Annotated in this window: 21 protein-coding genes; 6 read left to right on the top strand and 15 right to left on the bottom strand. The window is 60.8% G+C overall.

Annotated features, from left to right (window positions below):
• Positions 1-6 precede the first annotated feature (6 nt).
• The gene (locus GGQ68_RS00500; RefSeq protein WP_183962394.1) at positions 7-807 is read right to left on the bottom strand and encodes a metallophosphoesterase family protein; all 801 of its coding nucleotides are present in this window, start codon (positions 805-807) and stop codon (positions 7-9) included.
• A complete protein-coding gene (locus tag GGQ68_RS00495) occupies positions 804-1,772 on the bottom strand; it encodes a diacylglycerol/lipid kinase family protein (RefSeq protein WP_246429196.1) in 969 nt (322 codons plus the stop codon). The genes GGQ68_RS00500 and GGQ68_RS00495 overlap by 4 nt, the downstream gene beginning before the upstream one ends.
• A gap of 138 nt (positions 1,773-1,910) precedes the next feature.
• On the opposite strand from GGQ68_RS00495, the gene hslU reads away from it, so the two are divergent.
• Complete coding sequence (gene hslU, locus GGQ68_RS00490; protein WP_183962392.1) at positions 1,911-3,215, top strand: ATP-dependent protease ATPase subunit HslU; 1,305 nt, start codon at positions 1,911-1,913, stop codon at positions 3,213-3,215.
• A 72-nt stretch (positions 3,216-3,287) separates the two neighbouring features.
• Here hslU and GGQ68_RS00485 read toward each other — a convergent pair whose 3' ends face one another.
• Together GGQ68_RS00485 and pip are read right to left on the bottom strand one after the other, a co-directional pair.
• Positions 3,288-4,841: an ABC transporter substrate-binding protein gene (locus tag GGQ68_RS00485; protein ID WP_183962389.1), complete on the bottom strand. Its 1,554-nt coding sequence runs from the start codon at positions 4,839-4,841 to the stop codon at positions 3,288-3,290.
• Between the two features lie 96 nt (positions 4,842-4,937).
• Positions 4,938-5,936 carry a prolyl aminopeptidase gene (gene pip, locus GGQ68_RS00480; RefSeq protein ID WP_183962387.1) on the bottom strand — a complete coding sequence of 333 codons (999 nt, stop codon included), beginning with the start codon at positions 5,934-5,936 and terminating at the stop codon, positions 4,938-4,940.
• A 47-nt stretch (positions 5,937-5,983) separates the two neighbouring features.
• On the opposite strand from pip, the gene ubiG reads away from it, so the two are divergent.
• The gene (ubiG, locus tag GGQ68_RS00475; RefSeq protein WP_183962385.1) at positions 5,984-6,727 is read left to right on the top strand and encodes a bifunctional 2-polyprenyl-6-hydroxyphenol methylase/3-demethylubiquinol 3-O-methyltransferase UbiG; all 744 of its coding nucleotides are present in this window, start codon (positions 5,984-5,986) and stop codon (positions 6,725-6,727) included.
• A complete protein-coding gene (locus GGQ68_RS00470) occupies positions 6,727-7,044 on the top strand; it encodes a YciI family protein (RefSeq protein ID WP_246429195.1) in 318 nt (105 codons plus the stop codon). Before ubiG ends, GGQ68_RS00470 begins: the two co-directional genes overlap by 1 nt.
• On the opposite strand, the gene GGQ68_RS00465 is transcribed toward GGQ68_RS00470, so the two are convergent.
• The 4 genes from GGQ68_RS00465 to GGQ68_RS00450 are packed head-to-tail and all read right to left on the bottom strand — an operon-like array spanning position 7,041 to position 9,315.
• The gene (locus tag GGQ68_RS00465; protein ID WP_183962383.1) at positions 7,041-7,472 is read right to left on the bottom strand and encodes a MarR family winged helix-turn-helix transcriptional regulator; all 432 of its coding nucleotides are present in this window, start codon (positions 7,470-7,472) and stop codon (positions 7,041-7,043) included. The genes GGQ68_RS00470 and GGQ68_RS00465 overlap by 4 nt on opposite strands.
• The gene (locus GGQ68_RS00460; protein ID WP_183962381.1) at positions 7,469-8,305 is read right to left on the bottom strand and encodes a carbon-nitrogen hydrolase family protein; all 837 of its coding nucleotides are present in this window, start codon (positions 8,303-8,305) and stop codon (positions 7,469-7,471) included. Before GGQ68_RS00460 ends, GGQ68_RS00465 begins: the two co-directional genes overlap by 4 nt.
• Complete coding sequence (gene grxC, locus GGQ68_RS00455; RefSeq protein WP_183962379.1) at positions 8,305-8,562, bottom strand: glutaredoxin 3; 258 nt, start codon at positions 8,560-8,562, stop codon at positions 8,305-8,307. The genes GGQ68_RS00460 and grxC overlap by 1 nt, the downstream gene beginning before the upstream one ends.
• Before the next feature lie 39 nt (positions 8,563-8,601).
• Positions 8,602-9,315 (bottom strand): ComF family protein, encoded by a 714-nt coding sequence (locus GGQ68_RS00450; protein WP_183962377.1) that lies wholly within the window; start codon positions 9,313-9,315, stop codon positions 8,602-8,604.
• 30 nt (positions 9,316-9,345) lie between these two features.
• On the opposite strand from GGQ68_RS00450, the gene GGQ68_RS00445 reads away from it, so the two are divergent.
• On the top strand, positions 9,346-10,164 hold the full coding sequence (locus GGQ68_RS00445; protein WP_183962375.1) for a methyltransferase domain-containing protein: 819 nt from the start codon (positions 9,346-9,348) through the stop codon (positions 10,162-10,164).
• Positions 10,165-10,222: 58 nt separating this feature from the next.
• Positions 10,223-11,293 (top strand): ferrochelatase, encoded by a 1,071-nt coding sequence (gene hemH / locus GGQ68_RS00440; protein WP_183962372.1) that lies wholly within the window; start codon positions 10,223-10,225, stop codon positions 11,291-11,293.
• A gap of 113 nt (positions 11,294-11,406) precedes the next feature.
• Here the strand turns inward: hemH and GGQ68_RS00435 are convergent, their stop codons facing one another.
• Positions 11,407-11,604 (bottom strand): hypothetical protein, encoded by a 198-nt coding sequence (locus GGQ68_RS00435; RefSeq protein ID WP_183962370.1) that lies wholly within the window; start codon positions 11,602-11,604, stop codon positions 11,407-11,409.
• Between the two features lie 148 nt (positions 11,605-11,752).
• Positions 11,753-12,352: a L,D-transpeptidase gene (locus GGQ68_RS00430; RefSeq protein WP_183962367.1), complete on the bottom strand. Its 600-nt coding sequence runs from the start codon at positions 12,350-12,352 to the stop codon at positions 11,753-11,755.
• Between the two features lie 168 nt (positions 12,353-12,520).
• Between GGQ68_RS00430 and dalA the strand changes: the two genes are divergently transcribed.
• Positions 12,521-13,078 carry a divisome-associated lipoprotein DalA gene (gene dalA, locus GGQ68_RS00425; RefSeq protein ID WP_183962365.1) on the top strand — a complete coding sequence of 186 codons (558 nt, stop codon included), beginning with the start codon at positions 12,521-12,523 and terminating at the stop codon, positions 13,076-13,078.
• A 73-nt stretch (positions 13,079-13,151) separates the two neighbouring features.
• Here dalA and GGQ68_RS00420 read toward each other — a convergent pair whose 3' ends face one another.
• The 5 genes from GGQ68_RS00420 to GGQ68_RS00400 all read right to left on the bottom strand — a co-directional run bounded on the left by GGQ68_RS00420 (position 13,152) and on the right by GGQ68_RS00400 (position 20,551).
• Positions 13,152-13,652, bottom strand: coding sequence for a L,D-transpeptidase family protein (locus GGQ68_RS00420; RefSeq protein WP_183962363.1), 501 nt, complete (start codon positions 13,650-13,652; stop codon positions 13,152-13,154).
• A 57-nt stretch (positions 13,653-13,709) separates the two neighbouring features.
• Positions 13,710-14,939, bottom strand: coding sequence for a class I SAM-dependent RNA methyltransferase (locus tag GGQ68_RS00415; protein WP_183962361.1), 1,230 nt, complete (start codon positions 14,937-14,939; stop codon positions 13,710-13,712).
• A 100-nt stretch (positions 14,940-15,039) separates the two neighbouring features.
• Complete coding sequence (locus GGQ68_RS00410) at positions 15,040-16,872, bottom strand: ABC transporter ATP-binding protein (protein WP_343055785.1); 1,833 nt, start codon at positions 16,870-16,872, stop codon at positions 15,040-15,042.
• The gene (locus GGQ68_RS00405) at positions 16,869-18,710 is read right to left on the bottom strand and encodes an ABC transporter ATP-binding protein (RefSeq protein WP_183962359.1); all 1,842 of its coding nucleotides are present in this window, start codon (positions 18,708-18,710) and stop codon (positions 16,869-16,871) included. Before GGQ68_RS00405 ends, GGQ68_RS00410 begins: the two co-directional genes overlap by 4 nt.
• Positions 18,707-20,551, bottom strand: coding sequence for an ABC transporter ATP-binding protein (locus GGQ68_RS00400; protein WP_183962357.1), 1,845 nt, complete (start codon positions 20,549-20,551; stop codon positions 18,707-18,709). The genes GGQ68_RS00405 and GGQ68_RS00400 overlap by 4 nt, the downstream gene beginning before the upstream one ends.
• Positions 20,552-20,714: the final 163 nt, after the last annotated feature.

Here is a 20,714-nt window from a genome sequence, read left to right as displayed (position 1 = left end):
CCTTTTTTATGCTTCCAGCGGCCCGTCTCTGCGCACCCACTGCCCGTTTTCTATGAAGAAACTCCGGGTCAGGCGCGGTGAGAAAATCAGGTTTTCCGCTCCCCAGCTTTCGACCCGGACAGAGTCAGCCGTGAGGTCCAGCACGTTGAACATGTTCTCTTCGCCGCGCACTCGGCTGGACAGGCACGTCCCTGCCTGAACGAACAGAAGCTGCGGCCACGCCCGGAAGGGTGAGATCACCGTGTTGTGCAAATGCCCTGAGAGCACAATCTGTGCCCCACATTCCGCAAATGCTTTCAACGCGTCATCCGCGCCTGCCATCAGGCGCTTTTCGACCTCCGGCCCGTGCTGTAACGGATGGTGCAGCATCACCAGTCGTGACCGCTCATCGTGATCGCCAAAGGCCCGACAGGCGCGCTTTACCCGACGATTTGAGAGTTTCCCACGCTGCCAGGCAAATCGATTTACCGTGTTCACGCCGACCACGACCATGCCGTCATCTTCAAAAACAGGCTCCAACTCGCCATGAATAGCGCGCTTGTAGCGCTTCCATGGTTTCGTCAATCTGACCCAGAGATTGTCCAAAGGCGTATCATGATTGCCCGGCACAGCCAGCCAAGGCACGCTCAGCCGATCCAGAAACGTCGCTGCGCGATCAAATTGACCGCGGCGGGCGCGCTGCGTGAAATCGCCGGATATGGCCACCAGATCCGGGGCGAGCCGGTCGATGGTTTTCAACAAGGGATCTTCGAGATCAGCGCGGTCCTTGCCGTAGTGCAGATCAGATAGGTGTAGAACGCGCTTCATTCTTCCTCCGTCTCGTTGGCCAAGGGTTGGTAGCCTTGTGGGACGACCAAGCGCAACGGCGTATCAGACATGCCAAATTTCAAGGGCGCGTCCACCCGGCGCTTCTCGCCGTCATAGGCCAGCAATACGCGCTTGCGGCCCTCGACCTCCACGCACACTTCGTTGGCGGCAAAGAGGTCGTAATCCACGCCCTCTTCGACCGTGCCCAGCGCCAGTTTGAAGACGCGGCGGAACAGCTCCATCCGGGTATGCGCGTTGACCAGCAGCACGGCGAAACCACCGCCCTTGATCGCATCCGTGCCCTCCAGCCTGAAGTTCTCCAGCTGAAAGGCAGACCGCGCCACGAAAACCAAAGCCGTGCGGTAGCGTCCGGCCACCCCATCAACGGTTATGCGCACCTTCATCGGTTTCCGGAACCGCAGGAATGTCTTTACCACCGACCAGTGCGCCATGATGCGACGACGGCCCCATTTCTGGTAGACCGTCTCGCGTACTTTCAGAATAGACGGGTAGATACCGACCGAAGCATTGTTGAGAAAAGCCTGACCATTCACCTGCCCGATCGTGATGTCGATCACCCGCCCCTGAGCCAACTGCTGAGCAGCCTCGTTGGGATCTTCGCTAAGTCCCAGTCCGCGCGCAAAATAATTGAAGGTTCCCAAGGGCAGCACGCCATAGGCGACATCGGTCCCGAGGAAAGCATTCGCCACGGCCATCGCCGTACCGTCGCCTCCGGCGGAAATCACCAAAGAAGGGCGGCGTGCGCGGACCTGCTCGATGGTTGCCATCAGACCTTTGCCACCGCTGAACGATGCGATCTCACCGCCCAGCGTCTTGGCAGCTGCTTCAACGGCTTCGCGGTCGCGGGAATTGCGACCCGATTTGCGGTTGGTGATGATGATCACCGGCCCCTCGCTGGCGAGCGGTGTCGGCAAATCCATGGGATAGGGACCTTGATCAGGCATGAGTTGCACTCCGTTACCTGGGTAAACACCCATTGGCGCGCGGCAGTTCCTTGGCGGCTGCAAAACCGCATCTTGCGGCAGGGCTTGGAATTTCCGTCTTAGCGGTTATCTGAGGATCAATCGTTGAAAAGGACTCCCATGACCGACCTCACGCCCCGCGAAATCGTCTCGGAACTTGACCGTTTCATCATTGGCCAGCAAGAAGCCAAGCGCGCCACCGCCGTGGCCCTGCGCAACCGCTGGCGTCGCAAGCAGCTTGGCGACGACCTGCGCGACGAGGTCTATCCCAAGAACATCCTGATGATCGGCCCCACCGGCGTCGGCAAGACCGAGATCAGCCGCCGTTTGGCGAAACTGGCACGCGCCCCGTTCATCAAGATCGAAGCCACCAAGTTCACCGAGGTCGGCTATGTCGGCCGCGACGTGGAGCAAATCATCCGTGACCTGATGGATACGGCGATTGTCGACACCCGAGAGCACATGCGCGAGGACGTCAAGGCGCGCGCCCATGCCTCTGCCGAGGAACGCGTCATCGAGGCCGTCGCCGGCAAGGATGCCCGCGAGCAGACCCGCGAAATGTTCCGCCGCAAGCTGAAGGCTGGTGAGCTGGACGACACGGTGATCGAGCTCGACGTAGCCGAGACCGCGAACCCCTTCCAGCAGATGGACATCCCCGGCCAGCCTGGGGCGGGCCAGATGATGAACCTTGGCGATATTTTCGGAAAGGCCTTTGGCGGGCGCACAACGCGCAAGTCGATGACCGTTGCACAAAGCTACGAAACGCTGATCGCCGAAGAAGCGGACAAATTGCTGGACGATGAAAGCATCAAGGCCGCAGCGCTGGAAGCCGTGGAGCAAAACGGCATCGTCTTTCTGGACGAGATCGACAAGGTCTGCGCCAAGTCCGATGCCCGCGGCGGCGATGTGTCCCGCGAAGGCGTACAGCGTGACCTGCTGCCGCTGATCGAAGGCACCGTTGTGTCGACCAAGCACGGCCCGGTGAAGACCGACCACATCCTGTTCATCGCCTCCGGTGCATTCCACATCGCAAAGCCCTCGGACCTGCTGCCGGAATTGCAGGGCCGCCTGCCGATCCGCGTCACGCTGAACGCACTGACCGAGAATGACTTTGTCCGCATCCTGACGGAAACGGACAACGCCCTGACGCGCCAATATACGGCGCTGATGAAAACGGAGCAGGTCACTGTGACCTTCACCGAAGACGGTATTCACGCGCTGGCGCGGATCGCGGCGGAGGTGAACGGCTCGGTCGAGAACATCGGCGCGCGGCGGCTGTACACCGTGATGGAGCGTGTCTTTGAGGAACTGAGCTTTCATGCGCCCGACAAGACCGGCGAAGAGATCACGGTAGACGCGGCCTTTGTCGAAGCGCAGTTGGGCGACCTCACCCGCTCGACAGATTTGTCGCGCTACGTCTTGTAAGCCCTTTTCAGGCGAACCGAAAAAAGCCCCGCATCTTTTGCGGGGCTTTTGCTTTGGTCGGTGGCGCCTGCGTCAGGCCATCCACCAACGTTCCGCCATGCGGGCGTTGTCCATTTGCCAAAGGTTGCCCAGCATGTGCGGGCTGGCAATTTTGCGGCTCACGGCGTGTAGTTCGTTCGCGAACATCGGCACGATCACCCCGCCGTCATCGCGCAGAATGATCTGCATTTCACGGTACATCTCGCGACGCTTCATGCTGTCGAGCTCGACCCGCGCGGCCTTCAGCAGCGATTGGAACCGCGCGCTGTCCTGCCCGCTCCATTGGCTGTCATTCCAAGGCGCAGCGCTGTCATAGGCCGTGGCAAACATCCAGTCCTCTGTCGCGCGCCCGGACCAGCCGCTGGCGCAGAAGGGCTTTTGCATCCAGACGTCGGACCAGTACCCATCCGCCCGCTCCGACACCACGTCGATGTAAATGCCGCCCATAGCGGCGGAAGCCTGGTAAAGATGTGCCGCATCCAAAGCCCCCTCGAAGGCCGCGTTCGAGGCGGACAGCGTGATATCGAGCCGATCAAGGCCTGCCCGGTTCAGATGATACCGCGCCTTGTCCGGATCATACGGCAATGGCGCGAGGTCGGCTGCGAAATACTGGTTGGCCGGGCCGATTGGAGTGTCATTGCCGACGCGACCATGGCCCAACAAGACCTTGTCGACCATGGCCTGCCGGTCGATGCCGTGCTTCAGCGCCTTGCGCAGGTTCACGTCCCCCAGGGCAGAGGCCTTTGTCAGCATCGGAAAACTGTAGTGCTGGTTGCCGGAGACCTCCCGTACCCGCAATTTGGCGTTTGCCTCCACCGCTGCGCGCGCTGCCGGGTTTATCCGATTGATCGCATCCACCTCGCCGCTGTGCAAAGCAGTCATCCGCTCCGCCGCATCGTTCATGGCGATATATTCGATCTCGTCGAAGTGGCCGACGTTGTCGCCCTTGTAGTGGTCAGGCACGCGGGTCGCGGTCAGACGCTCGCCTGGAACGAAGCTTTGCACCCTGTACAGGCCGGTGCCGATGCCCTTGGCGATGGCTGCCTGGATCTGACCAGCGGGATAGATCAGCAGGTGATAATCAGACAACAAATAGGGAAAATCCGCGTTGCCCTGCGCCAGCGTGAACTGCACCTGCCGCTCGCCGGTCTTTGTCATGTCGGTTATGGCCGAGACGATGTTGCGGACGGGGGACGCTGTGCCGTCCTCCAGATGCAGCTGCAGGCTTTCGATCACGTCATCCGCGCCAAAGGCTTTGCCGTTGTGAAACCGCACGCCTGACCGCAGGTTGAAGGTCCAGGTGCGGGCGTCGGGCGTCGTCTCCCAATCGGTGGCGAGCTCCCCGGTCAGGGTGCCGTCTGCCTTCACCTCTGTCAGGCAGTCGAATACCGCGCCTTGCGCGCAGGCCATCATGAAGGTGTCCCGATGCGTGCGCGCGTCCCAGCTGTCGGTTCCATGCGCACCGGACAACCCCGCGCGCAGACGCCCGCCTTTGCGCGTCTGTGCACGCAACGGCAGACCGGAGGCCGCCAGCACACCTGCCGCCGCGCCAGAGGTCAAAAGACCGCGTCTGCTAATCCGTGTCATACGTCGCTTCCTTGTCTGAACGCACAAGTCGCAAAACCTTAGTCACTCCGCCTGCCGGGGATCAACACCCAAGCGCACGCATCACGCCATTGCGAGTCAGCGCGCGTTCGGCGTTTGCAGCCCATCACGCCGCGCGATTTCGTCCATGGCGCGCACCAATTCGGCGCTGATGCCCGGCTCTGACAAGGCATGGCCCGCGTTGCGCACCATCCGCAGGTCGGCGTCTGGCCAGGCCTGTGCCAGTTCCCACGCGCGGCGCGGCGGGCAGATCATGTCGTAACGCCCCTGGACGATCACGCCGGGAATGCCTGCGAGCTTATCTGCGTTGTTCAGGATCCACCCGTCTTCGGGCAAGAAGCCCTTGTTGACGAAATAGTGGTTTTCCAGCCGGGCAAAGGCGCGGGCGTATTCGCCGGGGGCCTCTCCGCCATGCCCGTTGGAATAGACCGAAGCCAGCGCATTTTCCCACGCAGACCACGCCTGCGCAAACCGCGTCTCTTGCCGCATGTCACCACTGAACAGGCGGCGCGCATAAGCGGCAATGTAGTCGTGCTTTTCCTCATCGGGAACCAGATGCGTGAACCGCGCCCAAGGCTCCGGCCAGAATTGCCCGGCACCGCCGCCATAGAACCAATCCAGCTCCGCCTGCGTCATCAAAAAGACGCCGCGCAGGATCAGGTGAGACACCCGCTCCGGATGGGAAATCGCATAGATCAGCGCCAGAGTCGCGCCCCAACTGCCACCAAAGACGCTGGCTTTTTCGATCTCCAACGTCTCTCGGATCAGTTCGATGTCGTGGACCAGATCCCATGTCGTGTTGTTTTTCACGCTGGCATGGGGACGGGACCGTCCGCAGCCGCGCTGATCAAACAGGATCACCCGGTAGACCTGAGGGTCGAAATAGCGCCGCATTGCAGGGCTACAGCCACCGCCAGGCCCCCCGTGCAGCACGATGACCGGCCAGCCGTCAGGGTTGCCGCATTGCTCGACATAGACGCTGTGCCCGTCGCCCACGTCTAGCGTGCGCTGGTCGAACGGGTCGATGGGGGGATAAAGATATTGCACTGCGCGCTTTTGGCCCGGGATTTTGTCCATGTCCTACCTATATTGCGTAGTGTCAAAGAAAGACCATGGGGAACGCAATGACAACCACCGTCGACGCGCACGAGATTGCCAAATTCGAAGCTATGGCCGCCGAGTGGTGGGACCCCAACGGCAAGTTCAAGCCGCTTCACATGATGAATCCGGTGCGCCTGGATTATATCACGACGCAGATCGCCGGGGAGTTTGACCGCGACCTCACGTCGCAGCGGCCGTTTGAAGGGCTGCGCATCCTGGATATCGGCTGCGGCGGGGGGCTTTTGTGCGAACCGATGGCGCGGCTGGGGGCCGACATCGTGGGCGTCGATGCCGCCGAGCGCAACATCCCTGTCGCCGAGGCGCACGCGCGTCAATCCGGGCTGGACATTGACTACCGGTTCACCACAGCCGAAGCGATGGCCGCCGCAGGCGAACAATTCGACGCCGTGCTCAACATGGAAGTGGTGGAACACGTGGCCGACCCGTTGGCCTACCTGACCGCCTGCCGGCAGCTGCTCAAGCCCGGAGGGCTGCATCTGTGTTCGACGATCAACCGAAATCCCAAGAGCTTTGCCATGGCGATTGTCGGCGCGGAATATGTCATGCGCTGGCTGCCCAAGGGGACGCATGAATGGTCGAAGTTCATCACGCCTGAGGAATTGTACGACCTGATGACACGTGCCGGAATGACGCCCGTTGACCGCAAGGGCTATGTTTTCAACCCGGTGTCGTGGAAATGGTCGATCTCGGACCGCGACCTTTCCGTAAACTACGTGACTGCCGCTTTGAAGCCGGAGGCCGCCTGATGCCCATCCCGGCCGGTCACCATTTGTTTGTCATCGACATCCGCTACACCGCATCGTCCGAGGATATAGAATCCGTCCGCGCCCCGCATATGACGTTTATTCAGCAATGCCTCGACGATGGGTTTATCCTTGTGTCTGGTCCAAAGGTGCCGCGCGACGGTGGGTTGATCATCGCCGTGGGCGAGAGCATGGACGCCGTGCAGGCGCGCATGGCGCAAGACCCCTTCAGCACCGCTGGCGTGGTGGAGATGACGTTTACCGAGTTCGATCCAGGCACGCGCCACCCGACCTTGGCCGCACTGGCGCAACAGGCTTAAGCCTCAAGCTTGCTGCGCAGCTCTCGCAGAACCGGAATGGCCGCGCGAACCTTTTCCTCACCCAGGTCGCCCATGACTTCGTCAATCAGCGGGGTGATAGCGGCCAGCGCGGCGTCACGGGCTGACCGCCCAGCAGGCGAAATCGACACCATTTTGCGCCGCGCGTCGTCCCAATCGGGGCGGATATGCACGTAACCTGCGATTTCCAGCTTTGACAGGGTGTTGGTCATGGCGCCGCGCGTCACGTGAAACGCCCGTGCGAGTTGTGCGGGACTTTTCTCACCGCCGCGGGCCAGTTGGTTGAGCACCGAGAAATGCGAGATTTCCATTTTGTTTGGCAGGACCTTGGTCAGCCGGGCACGCAGCAACTGGTCGGCCACCAGTAGCTCGGAAAACAACGATATAGCGAGCCCGCTGCCTTCGCTCATGCGTCTGGCCCCTTGAACGTGCGGTCATGGGTCAGGGCGGGCACCTTGCGACGGGCATCCTCGACCTTGGCAAGATCCAGATCGACGCAATGCACGCCCGGGTCAGTGCCCGCATCCAGCAGAACCTCTCCCCACGGTGCGATCACCATCGAATGACCGTAGGTCTGGCGTGATTTGCCGGATTGCGCCGGGTGCGTTCCGCATTGCGCGGGCGCGAGGACAAAGCATCCGGTTTCGATGGCGCGCGCCTGCAACAGCGGCTGCCAGTGCGCAGGTCCCGTGCCGGGCGAGAACGCGGCCGGCACTGTCAGGATTTGCGCACCGGCCTGCGCCAAGGCTCTGTAAAGATAAGCGAACCGCAGATCGTAACAGATCGTCAGGCCAAAAGTCGCGCCCAGCGCCTGCGTGGTCACGGCGCGGTCGCCCGGCGCATAGCCGGACGATTCGCGGTACGTCTCAGCCTCGGATACCTGCACATCGAACATATGCATTTTGTCGTAGGTCGCAGTCACCGCCCCCTCGGGCGAGATCATCAGCGACCGGTTGGCAAAGCGCTGCTCCGGCGGGTCGGACTTCACCGCCAGCGACCCAAGCAAAACCCAGAGGCCCAGCGCCTGCGATTCGGACTGAACCATGTGCAGCAGCTGGTCGTCCTCTTGAGGGGCCAAGACCCGGTGTTGATGCGCCCGGTCCATGGAGACGCAGTTCGTCACCTCCGGCGTCAGGGCGATTTCGGCCCCGGCGCCCTTGGCGGCGCGCAGCATCTCCCGCAGCGTGGCGCTGTTTTCGACCGGATCGTCGGACGAAGTCATCTGAAGCAGCGCAACCCGCATCAGGCTTCGAGCATCGGGTCCAGTTTGCCCGCCCGCTCCAGCGCGTACAGCTCGTCACAGCCCCCAACATGCGTTTCGCCGATGAAGATCTGCGGCACAGTGTGGCCGCCGTTTGCGCGGTCCATCATCTCGGACTTGCGCGCGGGGTCCTTGAGAACGTCGATCTCTGTGAAGTCGACACCCTTGGAGTTCAGCAGGCGCTTGGCAGAGTGGCAAAAGCCGCACAGCGGCGACGTGTAGATTTCAATATTCGGCATGGTGTTTTCCCTTTCGGCGTTACGGCCAGTTAAGGGTACTTAGGCATCCTGTGCAACGCGTGCCAGAACCGATACACAAACCTCACTTGCGCCTGCGGCGAGACAGGCCTCCGTACAGGCGGCGAGGGTCGCCCCTGTGGTCATCACATCATCGACAATCAAGACGGGCCGATCCTTTAGTAAGCGGGTGCGGATGGACGGCACGCTGATGCGCCCAGCGAGGGTTTCAAACCGTTCATGTCGGCTTTTGCCGTCGAGGGAGGGGGTCGCCTGCTGGCGCCGAAGCGCATCCGGGCACCAATCGCAGTCCAGTTGCTCCGAAAGTGCCTGCGCCAGCAACGCCGACTGGTTATATCGCCGCGACAGATGTCGGTGGAGGTGTAACGGCACGGGCACCAACAGCGTATCAGGACGCAGGATTGGCCGCGTCTCGCGCGCCATCCACTGCGCCGCAGGGTGCGCAATGTCGTGGCGGTCGCCATGTTTTAGCCCAAGCACCAGCCGCCGCCCAACATCCGCGTACACCAACGCCGCACGCCCCTGCGCCCAAGGCCGCGCAATCGCCAGGCACTCGTCGCAATGCTCCACCCGGTCCGATTGGCCGGGTAAAGGCTTACCACACGAATCGCAGACCAGCCCGGAAATGAATTGCGTGTCGCGCCAACACCCGCTGCACAGGCCAAAGTCGGTTTCCACCAGCCCGCCGCAATTCAGGCAGCGCGGCGGAAAAACAAGATGCACGAGGGTTTGCATCTGGGACGTCCAGAAATTATCTCCTCCCATATGGATAAACCCCCTCGCCTGACCGATCCCGAAGCTCTGCGGCGAAACCGCCGCCGCGCGCGCGCTGACGCACTGTTCCTGCATGACCTCGCTGTGGACGAGGCAGAGGATCGTCTGGCGATGGTTAACAAGACGTTTAAGAACATCGCGATCGTATCGCCGTTTCCAGAGCTATGGCGTGCGCGTTTTACCGATGCCATCTGCGTTCCCGATACCGAGGTGTTGGACCTGACGCCGGGTGCGCATGACTTGGTCATCCACGGCGTGTGTCTGCACTGGGCCGATGATCCGGTTGGGCAATTGGTCCAGATGCGGCATGCCTTACAGCCGGACGGCATGGCGCTTGTGGTGACGCTGGGCGGACAAACGCTGCACGAACTGCGCGCGGCCCTGGCGCAGGCGGAAACCGAAGTCACAGGGGGGCTGTCCCCGCGTGTGTTGCCAATGGCCGATATCCGCGACCTCGGCGCGTTGATGCAGCGGGCTGGTCTGGCCCTGCCGGTTGCAGACAGTGCGCCGCTTCGTACAAGCTACGCTACGCCGCTGCACCTGATGCACGAGCTTCGCGCGATGGGGGAGGCAAACGCGCTCGACAGTCGCCTGCGCCATCCGACCCGACGCTCCGTTCTGCTGCGTGCCGCCCAGATCTATGCCGAGAGCTTTCCGGCGGAAAACGGTCGTGTTGCAGCGACCTTTGAGATGATTACCTTGGCGGGATGGGCACCCGACGCCAGCCAGCCGCAGCCGCTGCGGCCCGGCACTGCGACCCATCGTCTGGCACAAGCGCTTGGCACAGATGAAACCAAGCTAAAGGATTGACCGTATAAGCGGACAGGATACTTACGACACAACACATTCAAAAATTGGGACACAACCGATGCTAGATGCCGCAAACGAGGGCACCTGCCCTGTGCACGCCCCCGCCGACCACCCCAAAGTCAAGCCGCGCAAGGTGGGCATCCTGCTGGCCAATCTCGGGACACCGGACGGCACGGACTACTGGTCCATGCGTCGCTACCTGAACGAATTCCTGTCTGACCAGCGTGTCATCGACTATCCAAAGTGGAAGTGGCAACCACTGCTGCAGACCATCATCCTGACCAAACGCCCCTTTACCTCTGGTGCGGCGTATAAATCGATCTGGAATGAAGCGGCGAATGAAAGCCCGCTGATGACCATCACCCGTGCACAGACCGAAAAGATCACCGAACAGCTGCGCGCCACCTATGACGATCAGGTGGAGGTCGATTTCTGCATGCGCTACGGGAATCCGTCGACCCAGTCGAAGGTCAAAGACCTGATTGCCAAGGGTTGCCACAAGATCCTGTTTTTCCCGCTCTATCCTCACTATGCGGGGGCGACCACTGCCACGGCGAATGACCAGTTTTTCCGGGCTTTGATGGAAGAGAAATGGCAGCCGACAGCCCGTGTCGTGGACCCGTATTTCGAACACCCCGACTACATCGACGCACTCGCGAAATCGGTTGAGCGCGCGTATGCGGCGGCGCCGAAAAGGCCGGAACTTCTGATCTGCTCCTACCACGGGTTGCCACAGCGCTACCTGATGGAAGGCGACCCCTATCATTGCCAATGTCAGAAGACGACGCGCCTGCTCAAAGAGCGGCTGGGCTGGGACGACTCGCAGATCAAGACCACCTTCCAGAGCCAGTTCGGCCCGGAGGAGTGGCTGCAACCCTACACCGTCGAAGAGGTCGCGCGCCTGGCGAAGGAAGAGGGTAAAACCAACATCGCTGTTTGTGCCCCGGCTTTCTCTGCCGACTGCATCGAAACGCTCGAAGAGATCAACGAAGAGATCAAGGAAAGCTTTGAGCACGCGGGCGGTGAGGATTTTCTCTACGTGCCCTGCCTCAACGACGACGATGCCCATGTGGATGCACTTTGCGCTGTCATCGGTGAAAATCTGGGCGGCTGGGTGCGCCCCATATAAAAACATTTGTTGCGGTTTCGGCCGCAACATACCCCCAGACAAGCAAAAAGGCGGAACCGTCGCCCCGCCTTCTTTAATCTTCGTTCCCGCATCAGAGCGGGAGATACTGACAATTAGTCAGCAGCAGCGGCCGCAACGATTGCGATCAGCAGCAGCGGGATGAGCAGAGCTGCGGAAGAAGAAGACGCTTGAGTCTCTTCAACAACAACAACGGGCTCAACTTCCATGACCACGTCGTCCTTAGCGTAGGAACCGGCCATTGCGGATGTAGCGGCAACACCAAAAGCGGCGGCGAGTGCGATTTTCTTCATGTTATTCTCCAGATATTTGCCTGCCTCAGTCGCGAATGGACGTACAGCAAGGCACCCAAGACTTACCTCGTGAGTCGTTCTAAGCAGTATTTTGGAGAGTTTGCAATTGCTAGTTAACCCTCGAAATCCGCCGTTCGACTCCATGTCGTCAAATTAGCAACACCTGCGTGCCCACCTGCGCCATCTCGTACAACTGCTCAACGTGCTCATTGTACAGGCCAATGCACCCATTGGAGGACCGGCGACCGATTTTGCGCGTGTCGTGTGTGCCGTGGATACGGTAATACTGCCATCCCAAGTGCATTGCGCGCGAGCCGAGCGGGTTATCGGGACCGGGGCCGACATAGTCAGGCCATTCGGGGTTGCGGATTTTCATTGCGGGGGTCGGGCGCCAGTCCGGGGCCGGATCCTTCAACGTAATTGTGGTGCGACCGCGCCGCGTGAGATCTTCGGTCAGCGGGACAGAGCACGGATACAGGTGGTAAATCCCGCTAGGCTGCCAGTAATGCAGCGCCCGCGAAGAGATATCCACCAAAACAGCACCCTTGTTCAGGTTGGAGAAATACGGCTGCCAATCCAGCGTACGAAAGCTGGAAATGTTGCGCCGCACAGATGTGTTCAGCTCGCGCTCGATCTCTGTCGTGGCAACGCCATTGACGCTCTGCGCCAGAGCGGGGGTCGCCAATACTGCGGCGGAGCCTGCCAGGAACGCACGCCGGCCCAGCTTGTTCTTTGACCAATCAGCCATTGTCCTATCCTTCCAGACGAAAAAATGCTGCAGGCTGGCATGATATGGCCTGAAAGCATCAGTCGCAATTCAAAGCGTCGTGTTTGCGCAGGCTCACGCCGATGTGGGTTTGATTGGCAACGCCTTAAAGGGTAAGCCGAGAGAAACGCACAGTCGAGAGCACTTTACATGAACCGTCGCGCCTTCCTTGCCCTTTCCTCAGCCGCTGCGCTTGCAGCATGCACCACCGGACCCGCACCGTCTGGCGGTGGTGGAATCGGACCGGACGGGCGGCCATTGCCGCGTGTCTACCGCATCGGCATGGGCCAGCGCGCCGAGATCGAATACCGGATGCTTGATGCGGTGAATGCGCTGCGTCAGGCCTCTGGCGCGCCAAACCTGCAGCTGGACGGAAAGCTTCAGGCCGCTGCCGCCACGCATGCGCGCGACATGTCGGTGCAAAACCGCCCATGGCACTTTGGCTCAGACGGATCGTCGCCTGTGGATCGCGTTCAGCGCGTTGGCTACAGCGGCCGCCTCGTGGGCGAAACGATTTCCGAAACCTACGAGACCGAACTCGAAACCCTGTCTGCATGGATGGAAGAAGAACCCACCCGTCGCGTGATTCTGGATTCCTCGGCGACTGAAATGGGTTTTGCCTGGTTCCAGGAACAGAGTGGGAAAATCTGGTGGTGCATGGTGCTCGGCGCAGCAGGTATGGCTTCCACTCCCGGGATGCAGAGCTAAACCTCTCGACAGAAATAAAAAAAGGGTCGGCGCATCAGGCACCGACCCTTTTTTCATGTCCGACGCTTTGTCGTCAGGGCGTGATTATGATCGGCGTGCCATCCTGCACCATCGAATAGATGTCGCGGATCTGCTTGTCCGAAACAGCAATACAGCCAGCCGTCCAATCGCGCGGCGCGCCTTTTGGATAATTGTCTCCGCGCCCGTGGATAAAGATGTCACCACCGGGGCTTTTGCCCATGGCTTGCGCATTGGCCCGATCATAGGGATTCGGATAGCTGACGCCGATGGACAGGTGGAATTTGGAATTCGGGTTGCGACGGTCAATGTAGTAGAGGCCTTCCGGCGTCTTACCGTCTCCCTCGACGACCTTGTGCCCGCGCGGCGCGAATCCCAGACCGATGTCATAGGACTCAAGCACCTTGTTATGGTGCAACAAGTGAAGCCGACGCTCGCCCTTGTTCACCACAACCTGGGTCACCTCAGGGCCGCGGTAATTGTAGAATTTCTTTTGCGAACAGGCCGCTGCGCTCAACAGCGCGAGAGCCAGAATACCAAACTTGAGAAATCGCATTTCACTGCCTCGATGCGTTTTTTCTCCTTATACACCGGATCACACCCCCGTTACATCTCACGATTTCGCCAGCGTCAGCTGAGCCACAAGCTCCACATGCGTAGACCAACGGAATTGGTCCACCGTCTGCACCCAATCGAGCCGGTAGCCTGCGGAGGTCAGGATTTTGGCGTCGCGGGCAAAGGTCACTGGATTGCAGGACACAAAAGCGATTCGCGGAATACGTGCCTTGGCCAGCTGTGTGACCTGAGCTTCGGCACCGGCGCGCGGGGGGTCGATGACCACACCGTCAAAGCGCGTCAGTTCATCCGGCAGAAGTGGATTGCGAAAGAGGTCACGCGCCTCATGGGTCACATGACGCACCCCCTCGGCCATGCGCCACCCCTTGTCGAGGGCACGCACCATTTCTTTGGACCCTTCTACAGCATGGACGCGTCCGAGACGCGCCAAAGGCAACGCAAAAGTGCCACATCCGGCAAACAGATCGAGCATGTGCTTCGCACCGTTCAGCGCCTCGGAAACACAGGCGAGCAGCGTGGCCTCACCTTCTTGCGTGGCTTGTAGAAACGCACCGGGCGGCGGCACCACCTGTGCCGAGCCAAAGGTCTGAAACGGCGGACGCAGCGTGAGGACTTCTTCGTCCCATGCCAAACGCGCCACGTCATATTCCTGCGCAATGCCCGCGAGGGTCACGCGAAAATCGTCGTCGATGCTCTTGCCGCCCGTCACGGACACGTCCAAGCCCGCCTCACTGTCGGTCATTTGAACCGTCAGTTCGGCCTTGCGCGATGTCCCTGCGACGGCCAACGCCTCTGCCAACGGCAGCGCAGCGGCCAGTCGAGGTCGCACCAGCTTGCAATCGGGTACAGCGATCAGGACGTCAGAGGCCTTGGCGTGAAACCCCGCCAGCGCGCCCTTCTTGGTCCGTCGTGCCGAAAATCCGGCCCGTCGCCGCGATTGCGCGGGTGAGGTGATGCAAGGCCGCTGTTCCGTCTCAAGGCCCTGCGCCGCCAAGGCACGCGCCACAACGTCGCTTTTCCACCCTTCGACGAACGCATCCGACGCGTGCTGTAGCTGACAACCGCCACAGGACTTCGCGTGGCGACAGGGCGGAGCGACGCGATCCTCGACCGGGGTGACGATACGCGGGTTGGCCATGACGCCATTGTCCACGACGCCTTCGACGACCTCACCGGGCAAAATACCGGGCACGTAGATCGGACCTTCGGCGATGCCATCGCCACGATGTCCAAGCCGTTCGACGGTGACGCGCATCTCTTCGGACATATGATCAGACCCTGTACTTCGTTCAGTGGATATATCGACTACACCGCCCATGCCGCACAGACCATGGTCAGGGCAAGGGATTAGCGCGAATTTACCTCGTTCATTCGGCCGCCTCTGCGCCAAGGAAACCGCCAGACTGCCGTGCCCAATAGCGCGCATATAGACCCTGTTGCGCCAAAAGCTCGTCATGCGTACCCTGTTCAACGATTTGCCCGTGGTCCATGACGATGATCCGATCCATGGCAGCGATGGTGCTAAGCCGGTGGGCGATAGCAATGACGGTCTTGCCCTGCATGACCTGCTCCAGAGCGGTCTGGATCTCTGCTTCCACCTCGGAATCGAGCGCGCTTGTCGCCTCGTCGAGGATCAGGATCGGCGCGTCTTTCAGAATCGCGCGAGCCAAAGCGATGCGTTGTCGCTGGCCACCGGACAATTTCACACCCCGTTCGCCGAGCCGCGCATCATAGCCAGCACGCCCCTTGCTATCTGTCAGTGCAAGGATGAAATCATGCGCAGACGCCCGCCGCGCGGCCTCAAAGACCTCTTGATCCGTCGCGTCGGGCCGCCCGTAGCGAATGTTATCCATGGCAGAGCGGTTGAACATCGATGTGTCCTGCCGCACCACTGAGATCGCCTCACGCAGCGCGGTCTGTTTGAGGTCACGGATGTCTGTGCCGCCGAGCAAAATTCGACCCTGTTCAACGTCATGCAGCCTTAAAAGCAACGACACCGCGGTGGATTTTCCAGCGCCGGAGGCCCCGACCAAACCAATCTTTTGACCCTCGCCGATCGTCAGATCAAAGGCCCGCAAAGCGTTGGTTTCCCCGCCATAGGCAAAGCCCACCGCGTCGAAACGGATCGCACCGCGCGGCGCCGTATCGGCCGCCCCGGCCCGGTCCAAAATCGCGTGCGGCGGCGCCAGCGTTTCGACACCATCCTCAATCTCGCCCACTTGGGTGAAGATCGAGATGGCCACACGCCCCAGTCGGTTGGTCAGCATGGACAGCCGCGTCGTCATCATCGCGGTCATGGCGATATCGCCAGCCGTTGCTGTGCCGCGACTGAACAAGAAGAGCGCCAGCAGAATCGATACCATCGGCAGCAAGCCACCAAGCGTCATCAGCACCATGCGAAACAGCGCCGAGAGTTCACCAAAATCGAGACTACTCAACCTGTAAACGTCCAACGTGTCGCGTGTGGTGCGATCCTCGTCGTCGTCCCGAGCAAAGAGCTTGACCGTCGAAATGTTGGAGTAGGTGTCCACGATCTGACCGATCACCTGGGTCCGCGCCCCGGCCCGTCTGGCGGATCGAACCTGCACGCGCGGGATGAAATAACGCAATGCAGCGGCATACAGGACACCCCAGATCACAAAGACCAACAGCAGCCGCCAGTCCACGCCCCCAAGGATAAAGAAGGACCCTGCGAACATGGCCAGCGCGTAAATCACCACGTCGGTGAGCTCGATCACCAGATCGGTCAGCGCACGCGCAACCTGGTTGGCCTTCTGGCTGATCCGCCCGGCAAAGTCGTTTTCGAAGAAGGCCATGGAGTGGCCAAGTGTGTGATTGTTGATCCGCGCAAGGATCAGCGGAAACAAGTTCGGGCTCAGCATCACGCCGCTCACGGCTGCATCGATCAGGAACAGGGCTGGACGGAACACCATGTAGAACCCGACGCCCACCAGGATTTGTGGCCAGAAGGCATCCCAGAACGCGCCCTGCCCCGCGGCTTGTGCGCTGTCGATCACCCATGCGGTGTAACGCGCCACGATGACTTCGGTTATCCCGACAACCAACGTCACGCAGATGGCCAACGCGATGGCGTGCCAGGACCCTTTAAGCGCCCACCTCATAAATGGCAAAAGACCGCTTGGCGGCGGTCCATCTGCTGGCTGGAATGGGTCGATCTTTGGCAGCCAGTTTCGGATCACTCTGCGGCCTCCTGCTTGTCCGACCCGATAAAGCCGCCAGATTGCCGATCCCAATAGCGGGCATATAGACCCTGTTGCGCCAGAAGATCGTCGTGGCTGCCTGCTTCGGCAATGCGCCCCTGATCAAGCACGATGATGCGGTCCATGCTGGAAATGGTCGACAGCCGGTGCGCAATGGCCAGCACGGTCTTCCCCTCCATCACGTGGTCCAGCGCGGTCTGGATCGAGGCCTCCACCTCGGAGTCCAAGGCGCTGGTCGCTTCATCCAGGATCAGGATGGGTGCGTCCTTCAAAATGGCCCGGGCGAGAGCGATCCGTTGACGTTGCCCGCCCGACAGCTTCACCCCACGTTCGCCCAAATGCGCGCCATAGCCCTGCCGCCCTTCGGCGTCTTGAAGGTCCAGAATGAACTCATGCGCTTCTGCCCGGCGCGCGGCCTCGAACACCTGCTCATCCGTGGCATCCGGACGACCGTAGCGAATGTTGTCCAAAGCCGAGCGATTGAACATGGACGTTTCCTGCGTGACCATGCCGATCTGCTGGCGCAGGCTGTCTTGGGTGACGTCGGCCACGTTTTGTCCATCAATGCGCAACGTGCCTTTTTCGGTGTCATAGAGCCGCATAAGCAACGCAACGAGCGTCGATTTGCCTGCGCCGGAGGCACCGACAATGGCCAGCTTTTCCCCAGGTGCGATGGTCAGGTCGATGCCCTCGATGCCGCCACTGTCGCCCCCGTAGGTAAAGGTAATCTGGTCGAAGTGGATACGTCCCTCTGTCACGTTCAGCGTACCGGCGTCAGGCGCATCGGTCAGGTCATGCGCCACGGACAAGGTGTTCATGCCATCCTCGACCTCGCCAAGATGGCCGGAGATCACCATGATCGAAAAGCTGATCCAACCGGTCATTTGAGCCAGCCGCAGCGATGCCCCCCCGATGGCGGCAATATCGCCCGGTGTCACGCTGTCGCGCAGTAGTACAGCCGCGCCAATCAACGCTACAGGCAGCAGCCCCGCGATGCAGATCAGGCCAAGGCGAAAGCTGGTGGTTGCCTCGCCAAAACGCAGCGCCTTTGTTCGCAATTCATCCAGTGTGCCCAGCGTTTTGGTATCTTCGTACTGGCGTCCGGCGAACAGCTTGACGGTCTTGATGTTGGACAGCGTGTCCACCACCTGCCCCGACACCATGGCCCGCGCGCCTGCCCGGCTGGCAGAGCGGCTGCGGATCGTCGGCAGGTGACGCTTCAAGAACCACAAATACCCAACAAACCACGCAAGAAGGATCAGCACCAACCAAAGGTTCACAGCCCCGAGCAGCGCAGCCGTGCCCAGCACCGTCGCCAGACCCAAGGTCAGGGCATTGACGCTTTCGATCACGGTCTCGGTCAAAGAGTTCGCGGCCTGTACCTTTTTCTGCGCCAACCGTCCGGCGAAATCGTTGTCAAAAAAACTGACGGATTGGTCGATGGTCCAGCGGTACAGTCGCGTCATCACCAGATTGAATACATTCGGCCCGATCATCACCGTCTGTGTGAGCGCCAGTCCACCAAACAACAGCGGACGCAGTACCAGCATCAACGCGGCTGCGCCCAGGAACAAAGGCCAATGGTCGAGCAGCGACCCGGCCTCACCTGCTGCATCCACAATCAATCCGAGCAGGTACATGGACAGAACTTCCGTGCTGCCTGCGGACAGCGAAATCAGTGCGCCCAGCAAGATCACCGGCCAAGCGCCCTTGAGCGCCCAGCGGATGAACCGTGCAAGCGTGCGCGGCGGAGGCCCCTCGGCCTGTGCGCGTGTGTCGATCAGGCCGCCGGCCTTGTGGATGATGTGTGCGATCATTCCGCTGCCTCTTCGTCGAGATCCAGAAACCCGCCAGATTGGCGCGCCCAGAAGCTGGCATATAGGCCACCCTGAGCCAAAAGCGCGTCGTGGCTGCCATCCTCGACGATATGTCCCTGATCGATCACGAGGATCCGATCCATTCGGGCGATGGTGGACAGGCGGTGCGCGATGGCGATGACAGTCTTGCCCTCCATCATGCCGTAAAGCGTATCCTGTATGGCGGCTTCGACCTCGGAATCCAGCGCACTGGTGGCCTCATCGAGGATCAGGATTGGCGCATCCTTCAAGATGACACGTGCCAAAGTCACACGCTGGCGTTGCCCTCCAGACAGTTTCACCCCGCGTTCGCCCACATGGGCGTCGTAGCCCCGGCGCCCCTGCGGATCGGTGAGGTCGAGGATGAAATCATGCGCCTGCGCCTGTCTGGCGGCGGCAATCATTTGCGCCTCTGTGGCGTCGGGACGTCCGTAAAGCAGATTATCACGGACGGATCTGTGCAACAGGCTCGATTCCTGCTGAACCATGCCAATGTTCGCCCGCAAACTGGCCTGTGTGACTTGCGTGATGTCCTGCCCGTCGATGCGGACTGTGCCGCTTTCGGGGTCGTAGAACCGCAAAAGCAGCTTCACCAGCGTCGATTTCCCCGCGCCGGACCGGCCAACCAACCCGACCTTCTGACCAGGCGCGATGGAGAGGTCGAGACTGTCCAAGCCGCCTGCCCCGCGACCGTAGTGATGCGACAGTGCGCCGATCTCGACCCGACCTTGGGTCAATTGCAGCGGCTTAGCACCGGCTGCGTCCGTCAGGTCAATGGGCTGGGCAATGGTTTCCATGCCTTCCTGAACGATGCCCAATTCACGGAACAACGATGTCGTCGCCCACATGATCCAGCCGGTCATCGCGTTCAACCGCAAGACCAGTGCCGTCGCCGCAGCCACCGCCCCAGCGGAGGTGGCGCTGTTCAACCACAGCGCCAGGGCCATGCCAACAACCCCCACGATCAACAACGCGTTGAGCACGTTCAGGACCAGATCCATGGTGGTATAGAGCCGCATTTCGCGCTGAAAGGTCACGCGGCCATGCTCGATCGCCTCTTGTGCGTAGTCCATCTCGCGGTCGTGATGGTCGAACATCTTCACCGACTGAATGTTGGTGTAGGCATCCACAACCCGCCCGTTGATCTGGCTGCGGGCGTCAGAGCTGGCCTTGGACGCGGGCGCCACATGCCTGATCGTCCAGCGGATCAATCCGGCGTAGAGCAGCATCCACACCCCCAGCGGCACCATCAACAAGGGATCCATGTCCCCCAACAGCACCATCGCGCCAATGACATAGGCCAGCGAAAACGTCACTGCATCGAACACTTGAAACGCCACTTCACCCGTCGCGGGCGGCGTTTGCATGATGCGGTTGGCTATGCGCCCGGCAAAGTCGTTCTCGAACCAGCCGACGGACTGCCTCAGCACATGCCCGTGTGCCCGGTAGCGCACGAGCGTGCCAAGGTTTGGCAGAATGGTCTGGTTGATCAGCGCGACATCGAACACATTCAAAAGCGGGCGCAGGATCAGCAGGAACAGCGCCAGAAAGATCAGCGTGGCCCCATGCGTGTCCCAGACTTGCGCCGGATCGCCGTCGAGGATGTCCACCACCCAGCCCATGCCATAGATCAGACCGATCTCGACCGAGGCCGTCAGGATCGAGGTCACGGTGGCAATCATGAACACCCCCCGGAACGGGCGCGTGTACTGCATCAGAAACGGGAAAAGCCGCTTTGGCGGTGTGTCAGTGCGCGGATATTCGGCGTAAGGGTCGACGAGATTTTCAAAGAAACGGAACATTCGGATCGCCTTTTGGTGGGCGTGGATCGGGCATGACGATAGAGCGCGGGGGCCTGAGGCTGCCCGCGCGTGCAGGGTCAGTCAGACAAAGCTGGGCAGGGACCGTGCAATCATCATCAGGTTGGCTCCGAGTGCGTTCAAACTCGGTTTAGCCCGGTTGGAT

This window comes from Sagittula marina (assembly GCF_014196795.1).
Taxonomy (GTDB): Bacteria; Pseudomonadota; Alphaproteobacteria; order Rhodobacterales; family Rhodobacteraceae; genus Sagittula; species Sagittula marina.
The sequence above is the reverse complement of the archived record's forward strand: the minus strand, read 5'-3'. Positions and strand labels throughout refer to the sequence as shown.